A 19,128-nucleotide genomic window follows, 5' to 3' on the forward strand; every position below is an offset into this window, starting at 1 on the left:
TTAAACAAAAAAAAAGCCTCGCGAGAGACTTTTCAATTTGATATTATCTTTTAATATTCATCCTCGTTCCAAAGATAATCTTCGTCAGTTGGATAATCTGGCCAAATTTCTTCCATTGATTCATAGATTTCGCCTTCATCTTCTATAGATTGAAGATTTTCTACTACTTCTAAGGGCGCTCCAGCTCTAATAGCGTAGTCGATAAGCTCGTCTTTGGTAGCAGGCCACGGCGCATCACTTAAATAAGATGCTAATTCTAATGTCCAATACATCTGATGTCGATTTTATAATTTATGCAAAAATAATTTTTTTACTGAGATAGTCAAGTAAAATTGTCTTTATTTTAAAAAAAATGTAAGAACGTCTTTTTAGTGATGAGTTATAAATTAGGAATTATGAGGTGAAAGCCTTGTAAACACTGCAATCAATTCGCAATTCATAATTTGAAATTATTCCTTCGTTGGAATCCATTTCACTTCGTCAGCCTTCAAGTCGTAGGACAACTTTCGTGCCAGTACAAAAAGGTAGTCAGAAAGTCGGTTTAAGTACTTAATGACAAAGGCATCAGTGGGTTCTAATTCATTTAAATGTACCGAAAGGCGCTCTGCACGGCGGCAAACGCAGCGTGCAATGTGACAATATGACACGGTGGTGTGGCCTCCTGGAAGCACAAAATGAGTCATTTGTGGCAATTCACTTTCCATTTCATCAATTTCATTTTCAAGCAATTGGATGTCGCCTTCAATGATCTTTGGAATATTTAATCGTGGTTTTCCGTTTTTTAAGATCTCTTTTTGTGGTGGCGTTGCCAAAATGGCGCCAACCGTAAAAAGCCGGTCTTGAATCTGGATTAAAATTTCTTTGTAACCTGGGTTGATGTCTTGGTCGCGTATTAACCCGATGTGGGAATTTAATTCGTCAACAGTTCCATAACATTCTATTCTGATGTGGTGCTTGGGAACGCGGTCCCCTCCAAAAAGTGCTGTGGTTCCTTTGTCGCCTGTTTTTGTGTATACTTTCATTTTTTTTAAGTTGCAGCGTCTTTGGGATGCAAAGTTGCTAAGTTTTTTTATGTCTAGAATCTGGGATTTTGTGGTCAATGTTTATCTTCAAATTTAAAAGAAGCCTAAAGTTTGAAAATAGCCCCGATTGGCGGCAGTAGCTTTTTTTGATTTTTCTTCAAAAAAACTACTGCAGAAAGCGGGAATTTCATTTAAAAGAAGCGTGATGTAGGGCTTCTGAAAAAGGAAATCCTATTTCTATCTGTGAACGGTTATGTTTTCGTTAATGGTGTCCGTTTCGACCAAGCCGTCTCTCAAACGGATGATCCGGTGGGCATAAGCGGCGATGTCTTCTTCGTGGGTCACCAAGATCACGGTGTTTCCGTTGGCATGGATTTCATTGAAAAGGTTCATGATTTCTACCGAAGTTTTGCTGTCCAGATTTCCTGTGGGTTCATCGGCAAGAATGATGGACGGCTTGTTGACCAACGCCCTGGCAACGGCCACACGCTGTCTTTGGCCTCCTGAAAGCTGGTTGGGTTCGTGGTCCATTCGGTCGCCAAGTCCCACTTGTTTCAGAACTTCTGTTGCTCTGGCTTTTCGGTCTGATTTTGAATATCCGGCATAAATCATGGGCAGGGCCACATTGTCTAAAGCGGTTGTTCTGGGCAAAAGGTTGAACGTCTGGAAGACAAAACCGATTTCTTTGTTGCGGATTTCGGCCAGATTGTCGTCTGTCATCTGGCTTACATCGTTTCCGTTTAAGATATATTGTCCCGAAGTGGGCGTGTCTAGACATCCCAAAAGATTCATTAACGTCGATTTTCCAGAACCTGATGGTCCCATTAATGCAACATATTCTCCTTTATTAATAGTAAGGTCAATTCCTTTTAAAACGTTGATGATTTCGTTTCCGAGGGTGAAGTCCCTTTTTATATTGGTAATCTTGATTAATGACATATCTTTTATTTGAGGTCTAAAAGTACTAATTTTTTGCAAATTACGGCAATTACTGATTTAAGATAAAATTATGAATATTTGGATTAGATATTAAATTATTGCTAAATTATTAAGTTAAATTTCGATGATTCTTTTTTTTAAAGTAATTTTAAATAACAATTTTAATTAAAACCAACCATTATGAAAAAGATTAATTTATTTGCAAGTGCGTCAATCATCGCATTAGGATTTGCTTCTTGTAAGCAAGAATCAAAAACGGCTGAAGTAACTTTTGACCGTTATGAAAGTTATGTTGACTCAGTAAGCAATGTTTCTGTTGCAGATGCAAAAGCGAATTGGCAGGCTATCGAATCAGATTATAATGCCAGAACAGCAGAAGCAGAAGCAGAAATTGCCGCTTTAGAAGATAAAACGGCTGCTCAAGAAAGAGTCGACAGATCAAAAGCTAAATATGCAGAATTAAAAGCAAGGCTAGAAGCGGAATCTATGGCAGCTCAGGCAGACGGAATGGCTCCCGTAACAGGCGATAGAAAACAAGTTTTAAGTGCAGCTTATTTTAAAGCTGGAAAAATCGGAGAAAAAATGGATTTTTCTTGGGTAAACAAAGATAATATCTTGACGGTTTACAATGATTTTTACAATGAATTTGATAAAAACAAAGATTCTTATTCAAGAGAAGATTTTGATTATATCAAAGCAATGTATGAAGCATTAGATTCAAGAAAAAACACTGTTGAAAAAGAAGGATTGTCTTCAAAAGACAATGCTAAGATTGCAGAGTTGAAATTGAAATTTGCTCCAAAATTCAAATGGGAAAGAATGGGTGCTAAAGCTGACGAAAACGCTGAAGCAAAAGAATAATGTATTTCAATATATTTTTTTAGAAAAAGCTATCCAATTTTGGATAGCTTTTTTTGTTTCAAGTGAGCTTATTTCGTAGGTATTTTAAATATTCTATATAAATATGTAATAGTTTCTTTGTTTTTTAATAACGTTATGTTAACATTAGTGCCGATTACTTAAAGGATTTTTGCATAAAATTTACAAAACAAAATGGAACAGATTTATGTAATCATGTTAATTGCCTTGGGAGTCTTGGCAATTATAGACTTAGTTGTTGGCGTCAGTAATGATGCTGTGAACTTTTTGAACTCTGCAATTGGCTCTAAAGCAGTGTCTTTCAAGACGACAATGATCGTCGCCAGTGCAGGTGTTTTAGTAGGCGCTTTGTTCTCAAGCGGCATGATGGAAATTGCCCGAAGCGGTATTTTTGTTCCTCACATGTTTAGTTTTAATGACGTTATGTGTATTTTCTTGGCCGTGATGATTGCGGATATTTTTTTATTAGACGTTTTCAACTCTTTAGGGTTGCCAACTTCTACCACAGTTTCTATTATTTTTGAGTTATTGGGAGCTGCCGTTTGTTTGGCGCTTTATAAAATATATACTACTGATGGCACTCTTGACAGTTTAGGGACGTACATCAACACTAAAAAAGCTTCCGAAATCGTATATAGTATTTTGCTTTCTGTAGTTTTATCTTTTTCAATTGGGGCCTTGGTCCAATATGTTTCCCGACTGATATTTACATTTCACTACGTCAAAAAATTAAAATATTTTGGAGCCATCTTTGGCGGGGTTGCCATAACAGCCATTACATTTTTTATTTTAATCAAAGGGTTGAAAGGCGTTTCATTCATTAGTAAAGACCAATATGAATGGATTACACACCATCAATTGCTTATTTTAGGAATCAATTTTGTATTCTTCCTTTTGCTTTCTCAACTGCTTATAAGCGTTCTTAAAATTAATATTTTAAAGGTTATCATTCTTGTCGGAACCTTTGCATTGGCATTGGCATTTGCAGGAAACGATTTGGTGAACTTTATCGGAGTGCCAATTGCAGCATTCAACTCCTATGAAATTTTTAGCGGAAGCGGTATCTCGGGCGATGCTTTTATGATGGGAGGTTTAGCAGATGATAGCATTGTTGCACCATTTTACTTTTTATTATTTGCAGGAATTGTAATGGTAGTAACACTTTGGACGTCAAAAAAGGCAAAAAGTGTTATTGAAACTGGCGTTAATCTTTCAAGACAGGGCGAAGGAGTTGAAAAATTTTCTCCCAATATAGCTTCGAGAGGGATTGTTCGATTTGGGGTTATTATTGGCGAAGGAGTCAATTATATTTTACCCAAAAAATTACAGATTAAAATTGACAGCAGGTTTAAAAGTGTAGAAAAAGCCTCAAAAAGGTCAGCTGATGAACCAGCATTTGACATGGTTAGAGCTTCTGTTAATTTAATGGTGGCCAGTATTTTAATTTCTATTGGAACATCGATGCAGTTACCGCTTTCAACAACCTATGTGACATTTATGGTTGCAATGGGATCCTCGCTTGCAGACCGTGCTTGGGATAGAGAAAGTGCTGTATACCGAATTGCAGGAGTTTTTAAAGTAATTGGCGGTTGGTTTTTCACTGCAATCGTTGCTTTTTTACTGAGCTTTTTCTTGGCCTATATTTTAAAAGTAGGTGAAGTTTTTGCATTTGTAGGCTTATTGCTGTTATTGGGAATTATGCTTTACAGAAGCGCTAGAAAACACAAGCAAAAGTTGATAGCGGAAGATGAAATAAAAAGCTTGAGAAGAGAAGACATTGCCAATGTCAATGAAATGATTTCAGAAAGTTCTGCCCAGATTTCAAAAGTGTTTAGAAAAACAAGTGCCTTATATTCTAATTTGATTGACAACCTGAGTTTGCAAGACTTGGCAAAACTTAAAGAAAATAAAAAGGACCAGAAGAAGTTAGAGAAAGAAATCGACGAGCTGAAAAGCAACGTGTTTTATTTCATCAAAAACTTGGATGATAATTCGGTGGAAGCCAGTAAATTTTACATTTTAATTCTTGGTTATTTACAAGATATGGTGCAGTCTATTGACTTTATTACCGCCAACAGTTATTCGCATGTGAATAACAATCACAAACAATTGAAATTCAATCAAATTCGTGATTTGAAAACGATTGATGTTCAATTGCAAAATTTATTGCAGTTATTAGAAGACAGCTTTAAAACGGAAGATTTTAATAAAATCGATCTTATTTTAGACGACAAACAAGTTGTTTTGGATACTGTTTCCGAATTAATTTCAAAACAAATCAGAAGAATCAGAACTACTGAAACAAGCCCAAAAAATACCAAATTGTATTTTTCATTATTGATCGAAACCAATGATTTAGTGAAATCGATTATGAATTTATTAGAGCTGTTCAAGGAGTTCAATAAGCTTAATAAAAAATAGAAAGAAGCGTGATAGCAATTATCAGTGAAGCAATCCCCAAAGATTTTTTATTCCTAAGAGGTTATCGAGAAAGAACGATTTTGAAGTCCTGACAATAAAATCTTCTTTCGCTTGTTCTTTTCTGAAAAAAACAAATCCCCATTGAAATGTGTCAATCGTGACCGTTACTTTGGGGTGTTTTTTTATAATCTCCCAAGCATCTTCCATTCCTTTTGACCAATGGATGTCATCAAAAATCCAAACGGTTTCGTTCGAAATAGTGGGCAGAAGCAAATTAAAGTAGTTTAAAGTCGCTTCTTTCGAATGATTTCCGTCAAAATAGATGAGGTGTAAGGTTTGAGGAGTGCGGTGTAAGGTTTTCAGATAACTTTCAAATTCGGTCACAACAGAATTAACTTTTAGATTAAATTCCCCAAATTGTTGTTGCGACACTTTTGCCGTTTCAGGACAACCTTCTAAAGTCGTAACTTCTGAAAAATCATTTAAGGCTAGGGCAGAAGTAGCCAATCCTAAAGAAGTTCCGATTTCTAAAATAGCTTTTGGTTGGAAATAATTTACAACTCTAAATAAAAGTTGGGCATCTTTCGGAGAAATTCCTGCATTTTCAGCAATTTTATTAATAGCTCGCGTGTTTGATTTAAAAACCCGTGAACCAACTCCAAAATCAGTGACTTCAATTGTGTTTTTATTTTGCAGAAGCGAATTTCGGTAGCTTTCTAAAACTTTATATTGGGGATGATTTTTGCTGTCATAAAAGCATTTTCGAATCAAGTCAAACACAAACGGCGAATGGACTCCGTGGGCATTTGTGGATTTCCAGAGGAATTTTAAATACGGTTTTACAAGGTGTTGCATGGTGGCGAAGATACAAAAAAGTCAAAAGTTAAAAAGTCTAAAACGAATGATGAAAAAAGTTTTGGGATTAAATCTGTTATAATCCGTGGCAAAAAATAAAAGCTACCTTTGTAACCGTCGAATTCTCTTAAGAATGAATTCCAATAGTATGACAATGAACGAAGAATTAGAATTAAAAAACAGTATTTCCTTAGAAGAAATCAACAGATGCATTGCTGTTTTAGAACAATTAAATGCGGAAACCACTCAGATTTTTGAAATTCCAAAAGAGCAAAGAACAGCACTTATCAAAGCGGCAGGGAAATTTTCAAGACCAGACCGAGAAGAGTTTGCCAAAAGGAAAAAAGATGCCAAAGCTTTAGCCAAACGAAAAGAAGAAACGAGAGACCGCGTTGCCAGAAAGGAAACGGGAATCCGTTCCGCTCGTGAAGCAAGTGTTTTTGTGGCTCCAAAATTAATGGCTTCCAACGATTTATTGAACAAGGAAATGTTAGAATTAAAAGTTCCTAAAATCTGCTATGTCTGCAAGACGAAATTCACCAAAATGCATCATTTTTATGATTCAATGTGTGGCAATTGTGGCGATTTTAATTACGCAAAACGTTTCCAAACGGCTGATGTCAGCGGGCAGATTGCCGTGATCACCGGTTCTCGATTAAAAATTGGCTACCATATTACGTTGATGCTTTTGCGAGGCGGCGCGACAGTTATTGCTACAACGCGCTTCCCAGTAGATTCCGCCATTCGCTTTGCGAAAGAGGAAGATTTCAAAGACTGGGGACATCGCTTAAAAATCCACGGATTGGATTTGAGACACATTCCCAGTGTGGAAATTTTCTGTAATTTCATCGAACAAAAATACGGTCGATTGGATATCCTGATCAATAATGCGGCCCAAACCGTGAGGCGCCCTTCCGGATTTTATGCCCATATGATGGAAAATGAAGAGCTTCCGATTTCAGCATTTACTCCCGAGGTGCAAAGCCTTTTACAAGACCATTTGAATTGTTTGGAAGAATTAAAAGTGCTGACGATCGACGCTTCTTCCAACCAAAATATGCCCGTAACTTGGCACGGACCCGAACCGGGAATCGGTTTGAGGGCTTCCGCCAAATTATCCCAGATTCCGTATTCTTTTGATAACGCCTTGGTTTCGCAGGAAGTTTTTCCAGAAGGAAAATTAGATGCCGATTTGCAACAAGTCGATTTGCGAAAAACAAACAGCTGGCGCTTGAAACTGGGCCAAATTGAAACTACGGAAATGATTGAAGTGCAATTGGTGAATGCTGTGGCTCCCTTTGTGCTGTGCAACCGACTTTCAGAAGTGATGAAAAAAGACAGCACAGGCAAAAAACACATCATAAATGTTTCAGCTATGGAAGGAAAATTCTACCGAGATTTCAAGGAAGACCGCCATCCGCATACCAATATGGCGAAAGCCGCCTTAAATATGCTGACCCATACAGCTGCAGGAACTTTAGCCAAAGACGGGATATTTATGAATGCGGTCGATACGGGTTGGGTAACCGACGAAGATCCGGCAGAGCTGGCAAAAAGAAAACAAGAAGAACAAGATTTTCAACCGCCATTGGATATTGTTGACGGGGCAGCGAGAGTTATGGATCCGTTATTTGACGGAATAAATTCTGGAAAACATTGGTCTGGAAAATTTTTAAAAGATTACAATCCAATAGCTTGGTAGAAATAAATAAAAAACCACAACGTAACGGTTGTGGTTTTTAGTTTAAAATCGATAGCCGATTCGCAGTCCAAATGAAAAATTAGCTTTGTATCCAGAAGATTCGTGCATATCAGTGTCTCCGAAGAAATCGTGAGGACCGTTATCTTCAAGATGTCCCAAATCAGGATTATAACTGCGGTCAAAGTTTTTTAGATCTCGTTTCATTATTCCAATATACATATAGGGTTCAAGTACAAAATGTCCAAATTGTTTCTGAAATCCTAAAGCTAAGTTGGCGCCGAAAATATTTTTTTTGACATCAAAATTATCTTCGTACAAGTTTTCATTTTCGCTATCTTCAAAATAGTAGTTTGTATTTCTGCTAAATTGGTTTTCACGATAAAATAGTTGTATTCCAACATAAACACCATCAGATATTCTTTTCTGGTTTTTATCTTTTTTATAATAATTCAGGAAATAAAATCGTCCTTCTGCCATTGCCCTAAAGCCTTTAGCATCTAATGAAACAGTATCAACAGATTGACCTAATTCATAAAGTTGCAGCCCAAATTCTCCTTGTACGCTGAAGGATTTATTGAATTTTCGCTCCAAAGCCAACTGCACGGTTGGGAATGAAAAACCATCAACTAATGAGGTTGCATTTAGTTTTAAAATGTAGGAACGTTCATCTTTTTCTTGTGAAAAGGTGGAAGTGAAGCAAAATAAAAGTGTACTTAAAAATAGTAATTTTAATTTCATTTATAAATCAATTGGGAAGTTCTATTGTAGGATAGATTCAAAGAAGCAATTAAGGTTGCTTGAAAATTCTTATAAATGTATTTAAATTATTGCTAAGAACCAGCAAACGGAGTTCCGAAAATGCCCACTGCCAATTCTGCCCAAACCAGAGCAAGTACAATCAAAATTGCAACTGTAATTCCAATTCTTATTTTTTTGTTTTTAATATTCCTGGCAACAGTTTCAATTAAAAGTCCGGTTCCAAGTAACAAACCGCCAGCAATTACAAAGTCAGAAAATGTCCAATTCACTTCATTTGTGAACTGCATTGCCACCAAAGGAATGCATAAAAGGACTGCGATAGTTCCTAAAATGCCAATTAATCGTTTATTTTTCATCGTTTCTATGTTTATTTTTTGACAAAGTTAATAAACTTTGAAACACAAAGTACTTTTGAAATAAAAAAAATGTAATTTTGTATAAAATAAATCAACTGAGATTATGGAACTGTTTGTAGCGAAAAATTCAATTGTTCGAAAAATTTGGGGAAAGAGCGATACCGTCCTTTTTATATTTGCTGGAGCTTCCGCAGAATTTGCATTGAACAAAGCGGTAGATTGGCTGTATTATACTGGGAAATTACCGTCAGATCCTTTGGGAAGATTATTTTCAACCGTTAATTACGCCAGAAAAATTGTTTTTTCGCCAACGGATCAAGCTAATCAAGCGATTGATTTTATGAACAACATCCATTTAAAAGTGGAAGAAAGTAGAGGTAAAGTGATACCTGATTGGGCTTATCGTGACGTACTTTTTATGCTGATTCATTATTCAATTGCTGCCTATGAATTGCTTGAAAGAAAACTGACCAATGCTGAAAAAGAAGAGGTTTATAATGTTTTTTATCGAGTAGGATTACGAATGGAGTTGAAAGAATTGCCTGCAAATTACATCGATTGGTTGCCAGTTCGAGATTCGCATTTAGAAGAGAATTTACAGAAAAGTAACTTCACAATCGATTTGTTCCACCAATATAAAAAGCATTTGGGAACAATTCGGTTCTATATATTAATAGGCGTTCAGAAATTAATTGTTCCTGAAATTGTAAAGAAAAAACTATTCAATAATAATTTCGCTCCAATAAAACCAATAATTAAATTTTATAAAATAAGTAAATTAGTAAAAATGGATTCAGTCATAAAAAATATTTTGCTTCCATCAGAATACAAAAGTGAAATCAAGCAAATCGACATCCAACCCCGTAATATAATACAAACAAAAAACCGCAACAAAAATAATTGTTGCGGTTTTTTAATATCTTAAATCTCTAAAAATCTCTGTGTTTTTGCGTGAAATTACCCTTCCATTTTGGCAGATAACTCAAACCATCTTTCCTCTTTATCTTCCATTTTTTTGATAATCACTTGCAACTCGTTTGCTTTCTTTTCAATTTCAGCATCTGGGACTTTTCCTTCCGAAAACAACAATTCAATTTTAGATTTGTCAATTTCCAAATCTTTAATCTCACGTTCAATTTTTTGAAATTCTTTCTGCTCGTTAAAAGTCAAATTTACTGTCGGATTATTTTGCTTCCAAGCTTTTTTCTCCGTCTTATTGTCTTCTTTTTGTTGCACATCAGCACTGTCTTCATAGGCTCTAAAATCAGAATAATTTCCTGGGAAATTTTCGATTTCACCTTCGCCTCTAAACACAAATAAATGATCTACAATCTTATCCATAAAATACCTGTCGTGCGAAACCACCAGCAAACATCCAGGATAATCCAATAAAAAGCTCTCTAAAACATTCAACGTCACGATGTCCAAATCATTCGTCGGCTCATCGAGAATCAAAAAGTTAGGATTTTGGATCAAAACCGTACACAAATACAGACGTTTCAACTCGCCACCGCTCAATTTTTCTACAAAATCATATTGTTTTTTGGCGTCAAAAAGAAATCGCTCCAGCAATTGCGAAGCTGAAATGATCTTTCCTTTCGTCAACGGAATATATTCTCCGTATTCCTTAATGATATCAATAACGCGCTGTCCTTGCTTTGGATTAATTCCGCTTTGCGTATAATATCCAATCTTAATCGTCTCTCCAACAACCACTTTTCCGCCGTCTAACGGAATCGTTCCGGTCAGTAAATTCAAGAAAGAAGATTTTCCAGTTCCGTTTTTACCGATGATTCCAATACGTTCGCCACGTTGAAAATCAAAACTGAAATTGTCCAAAATTACCTTGTCGCCAAATTTCTTCGAAATCTTGTGAAGCTCAATAATTTTGCTTCCCATTCGTTCCATATTGATTTCCAGCTCGACCTTGTTTTCCTTACGTCGGCTTTCGGCTTTTTCCTTAATTACATAAAAATCATCCTGGCGCGATTTGCTCTTTGTCGTTCTCGCTTTCGGCTGTCTTCGCATCCATTCCAATTCTTTTTTGAAAAGGTTTTGAGCCTTATCGACACTTGAATTTTCCGAAGCAATTCGTTCCTCTTTTTTCTCTAAATAATACGAGTAATTTCCTTTATATTGGTATAATTTCCCGTTGTCTAATTCAATGATTTCGTTGCAGACGCGTTCCAAAAAGAAACGGTCGTGCGTCACCATGAACAACGTAATATTTTCTTTTGCAAAATAACTTTCCAGCCACTCAATCATCTCTAAATCCAAGTGATTCGTAGGTTCATCCAAAATCAAAAGATCGGGGCGGTTGATCAAGATAATCGCCAAAGACAATCTTTTTTTCTGTCCACCCGAAAGATTTTTCACCTTTAAGCTAAAATCTTCCAGCTTCAATTTAAACAGAATCTGCTTAAACTGCGTCTCAAAATCCCATGCATTAAATTGGTCCATTCGGTCAAAAGCACGTTGGTACGCTTCCTCATCTTCCGGATTTTCCAATGCTTTTTCATATTGATGGATCACGTCCAAAGTCTCATTATCACTCGCAAAAATGCTTTCTTCAATCGTCAATTCCTCCTGCAAATTATTATCCTGAGACAAAAAAGACATCTTAATATCCTTGCGAATCACTACTTGGCCCGTGTCTGACTCGTCTTCACCATTGATAATTTTCATTATCGACGTTTTTCCAGAGCCATTTTTCGCAATAAAAGCAATTTTCTGGTCCTTGTTGATTCCAAACGAAATGTCCTTAAAAAGCGTTCTTTCGCCAAAGGATTTTGATATGTTTTCTACTGATAAATAATTCACTGCGGTAATTTTTCTGCAAAAGTAAGCTTTTTAATGCCAATTTTTTGACTTTCAAATTTTTGACGGGTACTTTCTATAATATTTGGGCAGATAGCATTCAATAAACTAATAATAAATTCATTGATTCACGGAATAAAGGTTGTAAATTCGAAAAAAAAAGTAAAATTATGAAAACTTGTATGGCATTGAAAAAAGTAGCGGTTTTGCTAGTAATATCCCTTTTAATAGTAAGTTGCAATACTCACATTTCATCATCGAGATCAGGAAAAATATCGCCTGGGCACGCAAAAAAAATGTCTGGAAGTAAAAGTGCAAAAGCTTACGCGCCAGGACAGCAAAAGAAAAAACGCTAGTGAGTTTTGGTCTGTTGCTGATTTATTTTGGGTAAATAATCTTTAACATAAATAAAAACTTACAATTGCAATTGTTTAGTAAATTCGTAAAAAGCTAAATAGGTAAATATGAAAAATAGTTACTTCCTCATACTTTGCATTTCAATAAGCGCTTTTGCCCAAAAAGGATATCCGGTTCCTGAAAAATCGGCAACGCATCTTTTTTACATCCAGCATTCCCAAAACCACAACACCTTTGTTTATGAAGCTAATTTTGAACATAAAAAAATCAATAGCATTGAGCCTATAAAAATCCACAAAATAGCGTACACAAAAGGCGGAGCCAAAGAAGAACTCACAAAAATGCAACGCAATCTCGCTTACGGAATCGATATAAAAAAGCAAAAAGAAAACCATTATGAATTCTGCCTGGTTTCTTATCCTGACAAGAAAATGTACTTAGAAATCCATAAAAATGGGAAGTCACAAGTGAAAACTATGGTAAACGGGAAGAAAATTATCTTGCACAAAATGTATCTGTCGATGCAAAAAGGAAGCCTCAAGCCAAAAATAGAATTTATCGATTTTTCAGGAACCGACGAAAGTTCGAGCAAGGAAGTTAAAGAAAGATTTTATCTAGAAACAGATTAGAGAAATAAAGATAATTCTCAAAGACACTAAGTTTTCCTTTTGACACATTTTCCAATTATATTTGTCCAATGCAATTATCTGTTATTATCCTGAATTATAATGTGCGCCATTTCTTAGAGCAATGCGTTTTGAGTGTCCAAAAAGCGACTCAGAACTTCAATGCCGAAATTATTGTGGTCGATAATAATTCGCCAGATGATAGTTGCCAGATGATGAAAGAGCGTTTTCCGGAAGTCATTTTAATTGAAAACAAAGAAAATTCAGGTTTCCCAAAAGGCAATAATATTGGCGTAAAAATAGCGCGTGGTGAATACATCTGCATCTTAAATCCAGACACCGTTGTTGGCGAAGATACCTTCGAAAAAGTCTTGGCGTTTGCCAAAAAACAAGAAAATTTAGGAATCGTAGGTTGCAAGTTAATCGACGGGACCGGAAATTTTCTGCCCGAATCAAAACGTGGCGTTCCAACGCCATTCGTGGCTTTTACCAAAATATGCAGTCTGTATAAAATTTTTCCGTCAATAAAATCCTTCGGAAAATATTATGCTTCGCATCTCACCGAAAACCAAACCGGAAAAGTGGAGATTTTGGTCGGCGCTTTTATGGTAATGAAAAAAGAAACCTATGAAGAAGTAGGCGGTTTTGACGAAGACTGTTTCATGTATTCTGATGATATTGACCTGTCCTATATGGTTTTGAAAACCGGAAAACAGAACTATTATTTCCATGAAACCACGGTCATACATTATAAAGGAGAAAGCACTGTCAAAGACGGAACCTATATGAAACGTTTTCAGGAAGCGATGAACTTCTTTTATAAAAAACATTTCAGGACATCCTTCTTTTTCTCGTTATTTATGAAAATCGGAATTGTTTTTTTCTCTTTCATCAAAATGTTCCAAGGAAAAAAAGCAAGCCGATCAATTCCTGAAAAGTTTGTTTTTTGCTCGAATGATTCTGTTTTAAAAGAAAAATTGCAAAATACACTTAAAAAAAACATAGAATTTCACAATTTAGAAAACCAAAAAGCATTATTTTCGCAAACGTTTTCGAGTAGGAATATAACCGAACTGATTTTAGATCAAAATCAGCTCTCCTTTAAAGAATGCATTTCGATTTTAGAAACACAAAAAAGCAAGCACACCACCTTTAAAATACTGCCTGGCAATTCCAATTTCATCATCGGGAGCAACAGCAGCAATGATAGGGGAGAAGTAGTGCAATTTTAAGCGTATTTTTTTAGCATTAAGAATTTTAGCAAAAACTTAATGATTCGTGCTATTTAATCGCCTAAAATTATATTAAATTTGTGGTTTAAGTATTTAAAATATAATCCTGTAAAATTATATAATTCGTAGTATTACCTAGAAATTATCACTAATTTTGCATCGATAAAATAAAAATCCACCATTAGGTTAGCAATATGGCAAAATTTGAATTGAAACTTCCAAAGATGGGAGAAAGCGTTGCAGAAGCAACAATTACCAATTGGTTAAAAAAAGTAGGCGACCCAATTGAAGCCGATGAAGCAGTTCTTGAAATCGCTACTGATAAAGTAGATTCAGAAGTGCCTTCAGAAGTTTCAGGTGTTTTGTCGGAAATACTTTTCAATGTCGATGACGTCGTAAAAGTAGGTCAGACCATTGCTTACATCGAAGTTTCAGGCGGCGTAGTGGTGGAAGCGCCAAAAGACGACGCTCCGGCAGCTGCGGCCACAATCGAAAAAACAGTTGAAAGTGCGCAACAAGCAGTTGCAACACCACAAGATTTTTCAAATTCAGAAAAATTCTTTTCGCCTTTAGTGAAAAATATCGCTAAAGAAGAAGCGGTTTCGGTAGCTGAATTAGAAGGAATCAGCGGTTCTGGAAAAGACGGAAGAGTGACAAAAGATGATATTCTTAGTTATGTTGCCGATAGGAAACAGCAAAAAGTGGAGGCTCCAAAAGCACAGCCAGTTGCGCAAGCTCCTGCACCAAAAGCGCAATCTCCAGCACCCGTTTCTGTAAACGGTGGTGACGAAATTGTGGAAATGGACAGAATGCGCAAGCTGATTTCGGGCTATATGGTGGCTTCGGTTCAAACTTCGGCCCACGTCCAGTCGTTCATCGAAGTGGATGTAACGAACATCGTAAAATGGAGAACTAAAGTAAAAGATGCTTTCGAAAAACGCGAAGGTGAAAAACTGACTTTCACGCCAATAATGATGGAAGCGGTTGCGAAAGCATTAAAAGATTTCCCGGGAATGAACATTTCTGTTGACGGAGATTATATCATAAAAAGAAAAAACATCAACCTTGGAATGGCGGCCGCTTTGCCAAACGGAAACTTGATTGTTCCCGTTATCAAAAACGCGGACCAATTGAACTTGGTGGGAATGGCGAAAGCTGTTAACGATTTAGGAAACCGTGCCAAAGCAGGAAAACTAAAGCCAGACGATACGCAAGGCGGTACATATACGGTTACAAACGTTGGAACTTTCGGAAGCGTTTTCGGAACTCCAATCCTCAACCAGCCACAAGTGGGAATCCTGGCGCTGGGTGCGATCAGAAAAGTACCGGCAGTTATTGAAACTCCAGAAGGCGATTTCATCGGAATCCGCCAAAAAATGTTCCTTTCGCATTCGTATGACCATAGAGTTGTCGATGGCGCATTAGGAGGAAGCTTCGTGAAACGCGTTGCCGAATACTTGGAAGCGTTTGATGTAAACAGAGATTATTAAAATTTGAAATCCATAAAAAAACTCCCGAAGCGATTCGGGAGTTTTTTGTTTTAGGAAAAATACGTACATTTAAAGGAACTGTTTAAAGAAGTGAAAAATGAACTTGCTTAGAAAATTCCTGACCTATACCAACTTGACTTCAGAAATGGATGATTACAGCGTCATCCACCAAAATATTGAAAAAGACATTATCTTTAAAGGAACCAATCTTTGGATCTTGGTCTTTGCCATTTTCATCGCTTCCATCGGTTTGAACATGAACTCTACAGCCGTAATTATCGGTGCGATGTTAATTTCGCCGCTGATGGGACCCATCAACGGAATGGGCTACAGCATCGCTACATACAATTTTGTATTGTTCCGAAAAGCTCTCAAGAATTTTGTCTTTGCTGTAATTGCCAGCCTGTTTGCTTCTACCGTTTACTTTTTGTTGAGTCCGTTGTCCACAGCACATTCCGAGCTTTTGGCGCGAACCAGTCCAACTATTTATGATGTTTTGATTGCACTTTTCGGTGGTTTGGCCGGGATTGTAGCCATCAGCAGCCGCCAAAAAGGAAATGTAATTCCGGGAGTTGCCATTGCCACGGCGTTGATGCCGCCGCTTTGTACGGCAGGATTTGGCTTGGCAAATGGCGATTTGAATTTCTTTTTAGGGGCGTTTTATCTGTTTACCATCAACACGGTTTTTATCGGAATTTCCTCGGTTTTGATTTCACGGTTTTTAAAATTTCCGATCACCAATTTGGTTCAGGAAGACCAGAAAAAGAAAGTCGTGCGCTGGACTTCTTTCATCATCGCGGTCACTTTGATTCCTAGTATTTATTTTGGATATGCTTTAGTGCAAGCCGAAAGATTTACGGAAAGAGCCAATAAATTTATTGCTGATGTCAGTGTTTTTGAAGGCAGTTATCTGTTGAAAAATGAAATTGATCCCCAAAAAAGACAAATTTCTTTAATTTATGGAGGAAGCAGTTTAACGGATAAAGAAAAGCGAGAAATCGCCAAAAGGGCAAATGCTTATTCTTTAGAGAATACCAAGCTGCTCTTTAAGCAAGGGTTTTCTTTAAATGATGGAAAGGAAAATACAAATCAAATTGATAAGTTGAAAACAGAAATCAACCGGCTGAATTTGGCGCTGAAAGAAAAACAAAAAGCGACCGACAGCATTATTTCAAAACCTGAAATTGGGAAGCAAATTTTATCAGAAGTCCAGGCAATTTTTCCTGAAATCAAGTCGTGTTCGTATTCTGAAACTGTGTCTTTTCAAGACAGTATAAAAAGGGATAAGGTGAAAATTGTGGTAATGGAAACCAATAAAAAAGGACTTTCTGCCGATGCCCGAAAACGTATCAATGACTGGCTGAAAAAGCGATTGGAAACCGAAAAAGTGAAAACGTTTTTTGAATAATTTTTTTGAAGCCAAACTTTAGGCATTCTTTAAATGAAATTCCCGCTGGTGCCACTCGCTGTTCTTTTATTTATTGGTAAAGTAACGACCTCAAAAAAAAGTCACTATCGGGGTTAAATTTCAATCTTCGGGCTTTTTTTAAGACTTACTTTATTGTGGTACACTGCAACTGAAAAAATAGAAGAATCGTTTAGAGAGAATTTTGGTCCAAAAGTAAAAAGAAAGCCTAATGTTTTTAAATAGCCCCGATTGTCAGGAGTAGCCTTTTCTTCCGATTTTTATTCGGAGAAAAGCTACTGCAGAAAGCGGGAAAATGAAGTAAATAAAGCCTTGAGTTTGGCTTCTTATATAAAATAATTCCCTACTGTTTTAGTCTTAAAGGGATTATAAAAAAAGGGTTATTTAAGTATTGTAAACGCAAAACCTTTTATATTTGTAGTCCATACAAAAACCCATAAAATGGAACTTACACTTACAAAACCAATCTGCTTTTTTGATCTTGAAACTACAGGAATCGACATCAGTAAGGACAGGATTGTTGAAATATCAATTTTTAAAGTTTTTCCCAACGGCAACAAAGAAAGCAGGACTTGGCTGGTAAATCCAGAAATGCCGATTCCGGCAGCTACGACCGCTGTCCACGGAATTACCAACGAAAAAGTGGCTAACGAACCGACTTTTAAAGAATTGGCCCAGACGATTTATAACATGGTAAAAGACTCTGATTTGGCAGGATTTAATTCAGATCGGTTTGATATTCCGTTATTGGCGGAAGAACTGCTGCGTGCCGGAGTGGATTTTGACATGAAAAATCGCGTTTCGGTAGATGTCCAAACCATTTTCCATAAAAAAGAAGAACGGACTTTAAGTGCGGCTTATAAATTTTATTGCGGACAAAGTCTTGAAAACGCCCATTCTGCAGAAGCAGATACGATGGCTACCTATGAGATTTTGAAGTCGCAATTGGACCGTTATGAAGATTTGCCACACGATATGAAATCGCTTTCAGAGTATACGACACGAAAAAAATCGGTAGATTTTGCCGGTTTCATTGGTTTGGATAAGGATAACGAGGAGATTTTTGCCTTCGGAAAGCACAAAGGCGCAAAAGTTGACAAGATTCTTGAAACTGAACCAGGTTATTTTGGATGGATTCAAAATGCTGATTTTCCGTTGTACACTAAAAAAGTTTTGACGGCAATTAAATTGAGGAAATTAAATACAAAGTAGTTTTTGGCTGGCAGTGACGCAACTGAAATGTCTGAGCACTGAACGCTGAATCCTGAAAACTTTAGAAAATGAAAATAATCTGCATCGGTAGAAATTATACCAAACATATAGAGGAATTACAGAACGAAAAACCAACGGAACCTGTGATTTTTTTGAAGCCCGATACAGCAATCTTGCCTAAAAATTTTCCGTTTTTTATCCCTGATTTCAGTAGTGATATTCATCATGAAGTGGAGATTTTGGTGAAAATAAATAGGGTAGGTAAGCACATTGATCCAAAATTTGCTCATAAATATTATGATGAAATTGGCCTGGGAATTGATTTTACGGCACGTGACGTGCAGGCGCAATTAAAAGAAAAGGGACTTCCGTGGGAAAAAGCGAAAGCGTTTGACGGTTCGGCGGTTATCGGAGAATTTTTGCCGAAATCGCAATTCAAGTCATTAGAAAATCTTACATTTGAATTGACCAATAATGGAAATTCTGTGCAAAAAGGCACGGCAACTCACATGTTGTGGAAAATTGACGAGCTGATTTCTTATGTATCGCAATATTTTACATTAAAAATTGGGGATATTATTTTTACAGGAACGCCTGAAGGGGTTGCAAAAGTAAATCCGGATGATATTTTGGAAGGTTTTTTAGAAGGACAAAAATTATTTAGAATACAAGTAAAATAATGGCTATACATTACAACCTCGCAAAAGTTTACGAAATCTCAGACAATGACAGTGACTTCGTGCAAGACATCATTAATTTGTTTGTGACTGAAGTTCCTGCAGATTTAAAAAATGTCAAAAAAGGAATCAAAGAAAAAGATTATAAGTTGGCTTACAGTTATGCCCACAAGATAAAACCGACTTTGGATTTATTGGGAATGACGGTCGCTTTTGAAGAAATTCTTTTGGTAGAAGATTGGACAAAACGCGAAGGGAAAAAGAAGGAAATCAAAGAAACGTACAAAAGTATTGCTGATAAAATAGAAAAAGCAGTAAAAGAAATCAGCAAGGATTTTAATATTTAAAAAAAGCTGCA

General features: G+C 36.5%; 18 protein-coding genes. 11 read left to right on the forward strand and 7 right to left on the reverse strand.

Translation table 11 applies throughout. The features are described 5' to 3' along the window. Window positions 1-50 precede the first annotated feature (50 nt). The 3 genes from EG849_RS06840 to EG849_RS06850 all read right to left on the reverse strand — a co-directional run bounded on the left by EG849_RS06840 (window position 51) and on the right by EG849_RS06850 (window position 1,961). Window positions 51-272, reverse strand: coding sequence for a DUF2795 domain-containing protein (locus tag EG849_RS06840; RefSeq protein WP_022828503.1), 222 nt, complete (start codon window positions 270-272; stop codon window positions 51-53). A 177-nt stretch (window positions 273-449) separates the two neighbouring features. Continuing rightward, window positions 450-1,022 carry a cob(I)yrinic acid a,c-diamide adenosyltransferase gene (locus tag EG849_RS06845; protein WP_125012333.1) on the reverse strand — a complete coding sequence of 191 codons (573 nt, stop codon included), beginning with the start codon at window positions 1,020-1,022 and terminating at the stop codon, window positions 450-452. Window positions 1,023-1,259: 237 nt separating this feature from the next. Further along, window positions 1,260-1,961, reverse strand: coding sequence for an ABC transporter ATP-binding protein (locus EG849_RS06850; RefSeq protein WP_125012334.1), 702 nt, complete (start codon window positions 1,959-1,961; stop codon window positions 1,260-1,262). 180 nt (window positions 1,962-2,141) lie between these two features. Here EG849_RS06850 and EG849_RS06855 point away from each other — a divergent pair, with 180 nt between their 5' ends. Together EG849_RS06855 and EG849_RS06860 are read left to right on the forward strand one after the other, a co-directional pair. After that, window positions 2,142-2,822, forward strand: a complete 681-nt coding sequence (locus tag EG849_RS06855) for a hypothetical protein (RefSeq protein ID WP_125012335.1) — start codon at window positions 2,142-2,144, stop codon at window positions 2,820-2,822. Window positions 2,823-3,014: 192 nt separating this feature from the next. Continuing rightward, the gene (locus tag EG849_RS06860; protein WP_125012336.1) at window positions 3,015-5,261 is read left to right on the forward strand and encodes an inorganic phosphate transporter; all 2,247 of its coding nucleotides are present in this window, start codon (window positions 3,015-3,017) and stop codon (window positions 5,259-5,261) included. Between the two features lie 21 nt (window positions 5,262-5,282). Here the strand turns inward: EG849_RS06860 and EG849_RS06865 are convergent, their stop codons facing one another. After that, entirely contained in the window at window positions 5,283-6,116 is an 834-nt protein-coding gene (locus EG849_RS06865; RefSeq protein WP_125012337.1) for an O-methyltransferase, read from the reverse strand. 148 nt (window positions 6,117-6,264) lie between these two features. Between EG849_RS06865 and EG849_RS06870 the strand changes: the two genes are divergently transcribed. Further along, window positions 6,265-7,818, forward strand: a complete 1,554-nt coding sequence (locus EG849_RS06870) for an SDR family NAD(P)-dependent oxidoreductase (RefSeq protein WP_125012418.1) — start codon at window positions 6,265-6,267, stop codon at window positions 7,816-7,818. 42 nt (window positions 7,819-7,860) lie between these two features. Here EG849_RS06870 and EG849_RS06875 read toward each other — a convergent pair whose 3' ends face one another. Together EG849_RS06875 and EG849_RS06880 are read right to left on the reverse strand one after the other, a co-directional pair. Beyond that, complete coding sequence (locus EG849_RS06875; protein ID WP_125012338.1) at window positions 7,861-8,556, reverse strand: hypothetical protein; 696 nt, start codon at window positions 8,554-8,556, stop codon at window positions 7,861-7,863. 92 nt (window positions 8,557-8,648) lie between these two features. Beyond that, a complete protein-coding gene (locus tag EG849_RS06880; RefSeq protein ID WP_125012339.1) occupies window positions 8,649-8,933 on the reverse strand; it encodes a hypothetical protein in 285 nt (94 codons plus the stop codon). A gap of 103 nt (window positions 8,934-9,036) precedes the next feature. Between EG849_RS06880 and EG849_RS06885 the strand changes: the two genes are divergently transcribed. After that, window positions 9,037-9,858: an oxygenase MpaB family protein gene (locus EG849_RS06885; RefSeq protein WP_125012340.1), complete on the forward strand. Its 822-nt coding sequence runs from the start codon at window positions 9,037-9,039 to the stop codon at window positions 9,856-9,858. Window positions 9,859-9,890: 32 nt separating this feature from the next. On the opposite strand, the gene EG849_RS06890 is transcribed toward EG849_RS06885, so the two are convergent. Then, window positions 9,891-11,753: an ABC-F family ATP-binding cassette domain-containing protein gene (locus tag EG849_RS06890; protein WP_125012341.1), complete on the reverse strand. Its 1,863-nt coding sequence runs from the start codon at window positions 11,751-11,753 to the stop codon at window positions 9,891-9,893. Between the two features lie 461 nt (window positions 11,754-12,214). Here EG849_RS06890 and EG849_RS06895 point away from each other — a divergent pair, with 461 nt between their 5' ends. The 7 genes from EG849_RS06895 to EG849_RS06925 all read left to right on the forward strand — a co-directional run bounded on the left by EG849_RS06895 (window position 12,215) and on the right by EG849_RS06925 (window position 19,117). Further along, window positions 12,215-12,736 carry a DUF4833 domain-containing protein gene (locus tag EG849_RS06895; RefSeq protein WP_125012342.1) on the forward strand — a complete coding sequence of 174 codons (522 nt, stop codon included), beginning with the start codon at window positions 12,215-12,217 and terminating at the stop codon, window positions 12,734-12,736. 68 nt (window positions 12,737-12,804) lie between these two features. Continuing rightward, window positions 12,805-13,965 carry a glycosyltransferase family 2 protein gene (locus EG849_RS06900; RefSeq protein WP_125012343.1) on the forward strand — a complete coding sequence of 387 codons (1,161 nt, stop codon included), beginning with the start codon at window positions 12,805-12,807 and terminating at the stop codon, window positions 13,963-13,965. A gap of 194 nt (window positions 13,966-14,159) precedes the next feature. Then, window positions 14,160-15,455: a dihydrolipoamide acetyltransferase family protein gene (locus EG849_RS06905; RefSeq protein WP_125012344.1), complete on the forward strand. Its 1,296-nt coding sequence runs from the start codon at window positions 14,160-14,162 to the stop codon at window positions 15,453-15,455. A gap of 97 nt (window positions 15,456-15,552) precedes the next feature. Beyond that, window positions 15,553-16,863, forward strand: a complete 1,311-nt coding sequence (locus tag EG849_RS06910; protein WP_125012345.1) for a DUF389 domain-containing protein — start codon at window positions 15,553-15,555, stop codon at window positions 16,861-16,863. A 459-nt stretch (window positions 16,864-17,322) separates the two neighbouring features. Beyond that, window positions 17,323-18,093, forward strand: coding sequence for a 3'-5' exonuclease (locus EG849_RS06915; RefSeq protein ID WP_125012346.1), 771 nt, complete (start codon window positions 17,323-17,325; stop codon window positions 18,091-18,093). A gap of 68 nt (window positions 18,094-18,161) precedes the next feature. After that, window positions 18,162-18,773: a fumarylacetoacetate hydrolase family protein gene (locus EG849_RS06920; protein WP_125012347.1), complete on the forward strand. Its 612-nt coding sequence runs from the start codon at window positions 18,162-18,164 to the stop codon at window positions 18,771-18,773. Then, entirely contained in the window at window positions 18,773-19,117 is a 345-nt protein-coding gene (locus tag EG849_RS06925) for an Hpt domain-containing protein (protein WP_125012348.1), read from the forward strand. Before EG849_RS06920 ends, EG849_RS06925 begins: the two co-directional genes overlap by 1 nt. Window positions 19,118-19,128: the final 11 nt, after the last annotated feature.

Origin of the sequence: Flavobacterium macacae (genome assembly GCF_003865365.1) — a bacterium.
GTDB classification, from domain to species: Bacteria; Bacteroidota; Bacteroidia; order Flavobacteriales; family Flavobacteriaceae; genus Flavobacterium; species Flavobacterium macacae.

Coding starts and splice junctions, on each gene's coding strand:
- EG849_RS06840 (WP_022828503.1), bottom strand. CDS start 272: ATGTATTGGACATTAGAATTAGCATCTTATTTAAGTGATGCGCCGTGG.
- EG849_RS06845 (WP_125012333.1), bottom strand. CDS start 1,022: ATGAAAGTATACACAAAAACAGGCGACAAAGGAACCACAGCACTTTTT.
- EG849_RS06850 (WP_125012334.1), bottom strand. CDS start 1,961: ATGTCATTAATCAAGATTACCAATATAAAAAGGGACTTCACCCTCGGA.
- EG849_RS06855 (WP_125012335.1), top strand. CDS start 2,142: ATGAAAAAGATTAATTTATTTGCAAGTGCGTCAATCATCGCATTAGGA.
- EG849_RS06860 (WP_125012336.1), top strand. CDS start 3,015: ATGGAACAGATTTATGTAATCATGTTAATTGCCTTGGGAGTCTTGGCA.
- EG849_RS06865 (WP_125012337.1), bottom strand. CDS start 6,116: ATGCAACACCTTGTAAAACCGTATTTAAAATTCCTCTGGAAATCCACA.
- EG849_RS06870 (WP_125012418.1), top strand. CDS start 6,265: ATGACAATGAACGAAGAATTAGAATTAAAAAACAGTATTTCCTTAGAA.
- EG849_RS06875 (WP_125012338.1), bottom strand. CDS start 8,556: ATGAAATTAAAATTACTATTTTTAAGTACACTTTTATTTTGCTTCACT.
- EG849_RS06880 (WP_125012339.1), bottom strand. CDS start 8,933: ATGAAAAATAAACGATTAATTGGCATTTTAGGAACTATCGCAGTCCTT.
- EG849_RS06885 (WP_125012340.1), top strand. CDS start 9,037: ATGGAACTGTTTGTAGCGAAAAATTCAATTGTTCGAAAAATTTGGGGA.
- EG849_RS06895 (WP_125012342.1), top strand. CDS start 12,215: ATGAAAAATAGTTACTTCCTCATACTTTGCATTTCAATAAGCGCTTTT.
- EG849_RS06900 (WP_125012343.1), top strand. CDS start 12,805: ATGCAATTATCTGTTATTATCCTGAATTATAATGTGCGCCATTTCTTA.
- EG849_RS06905 (WP_125012344.1), top strand. CDS start 14,160: ATGGCAAAATTTGAATTGAAACTTCCAAAGATGGGAGAAAGCGTTGCA.
- EG849_RS06910 (WP_125012345.1), top strand. CDS start 15,553: ATGAACTTGCTTAGAAAATTCCTGACCTATACCAACTTGACTTCAGAA.
- EG849_RS06915 (WP_125012346.1), top strand. CDS start 17,323: ATGGAACTTACACTTACAAAACCAATCTGCTTTTTTGATCTTGAAACT.
- EG849_RS06920 (WP_125012347.1), top strand. CDS start 18,162: ATGAAAATAATCTGCATCGGTAGAAATTATACCAAACATATAGAGGAA.
- EG849_RS06925 (WP_125012348.1), top strand. CDS start 18,773: ATGGCTATACATTACAACCTCGCAAAAGTTTACGAAATCTCAGACAAT.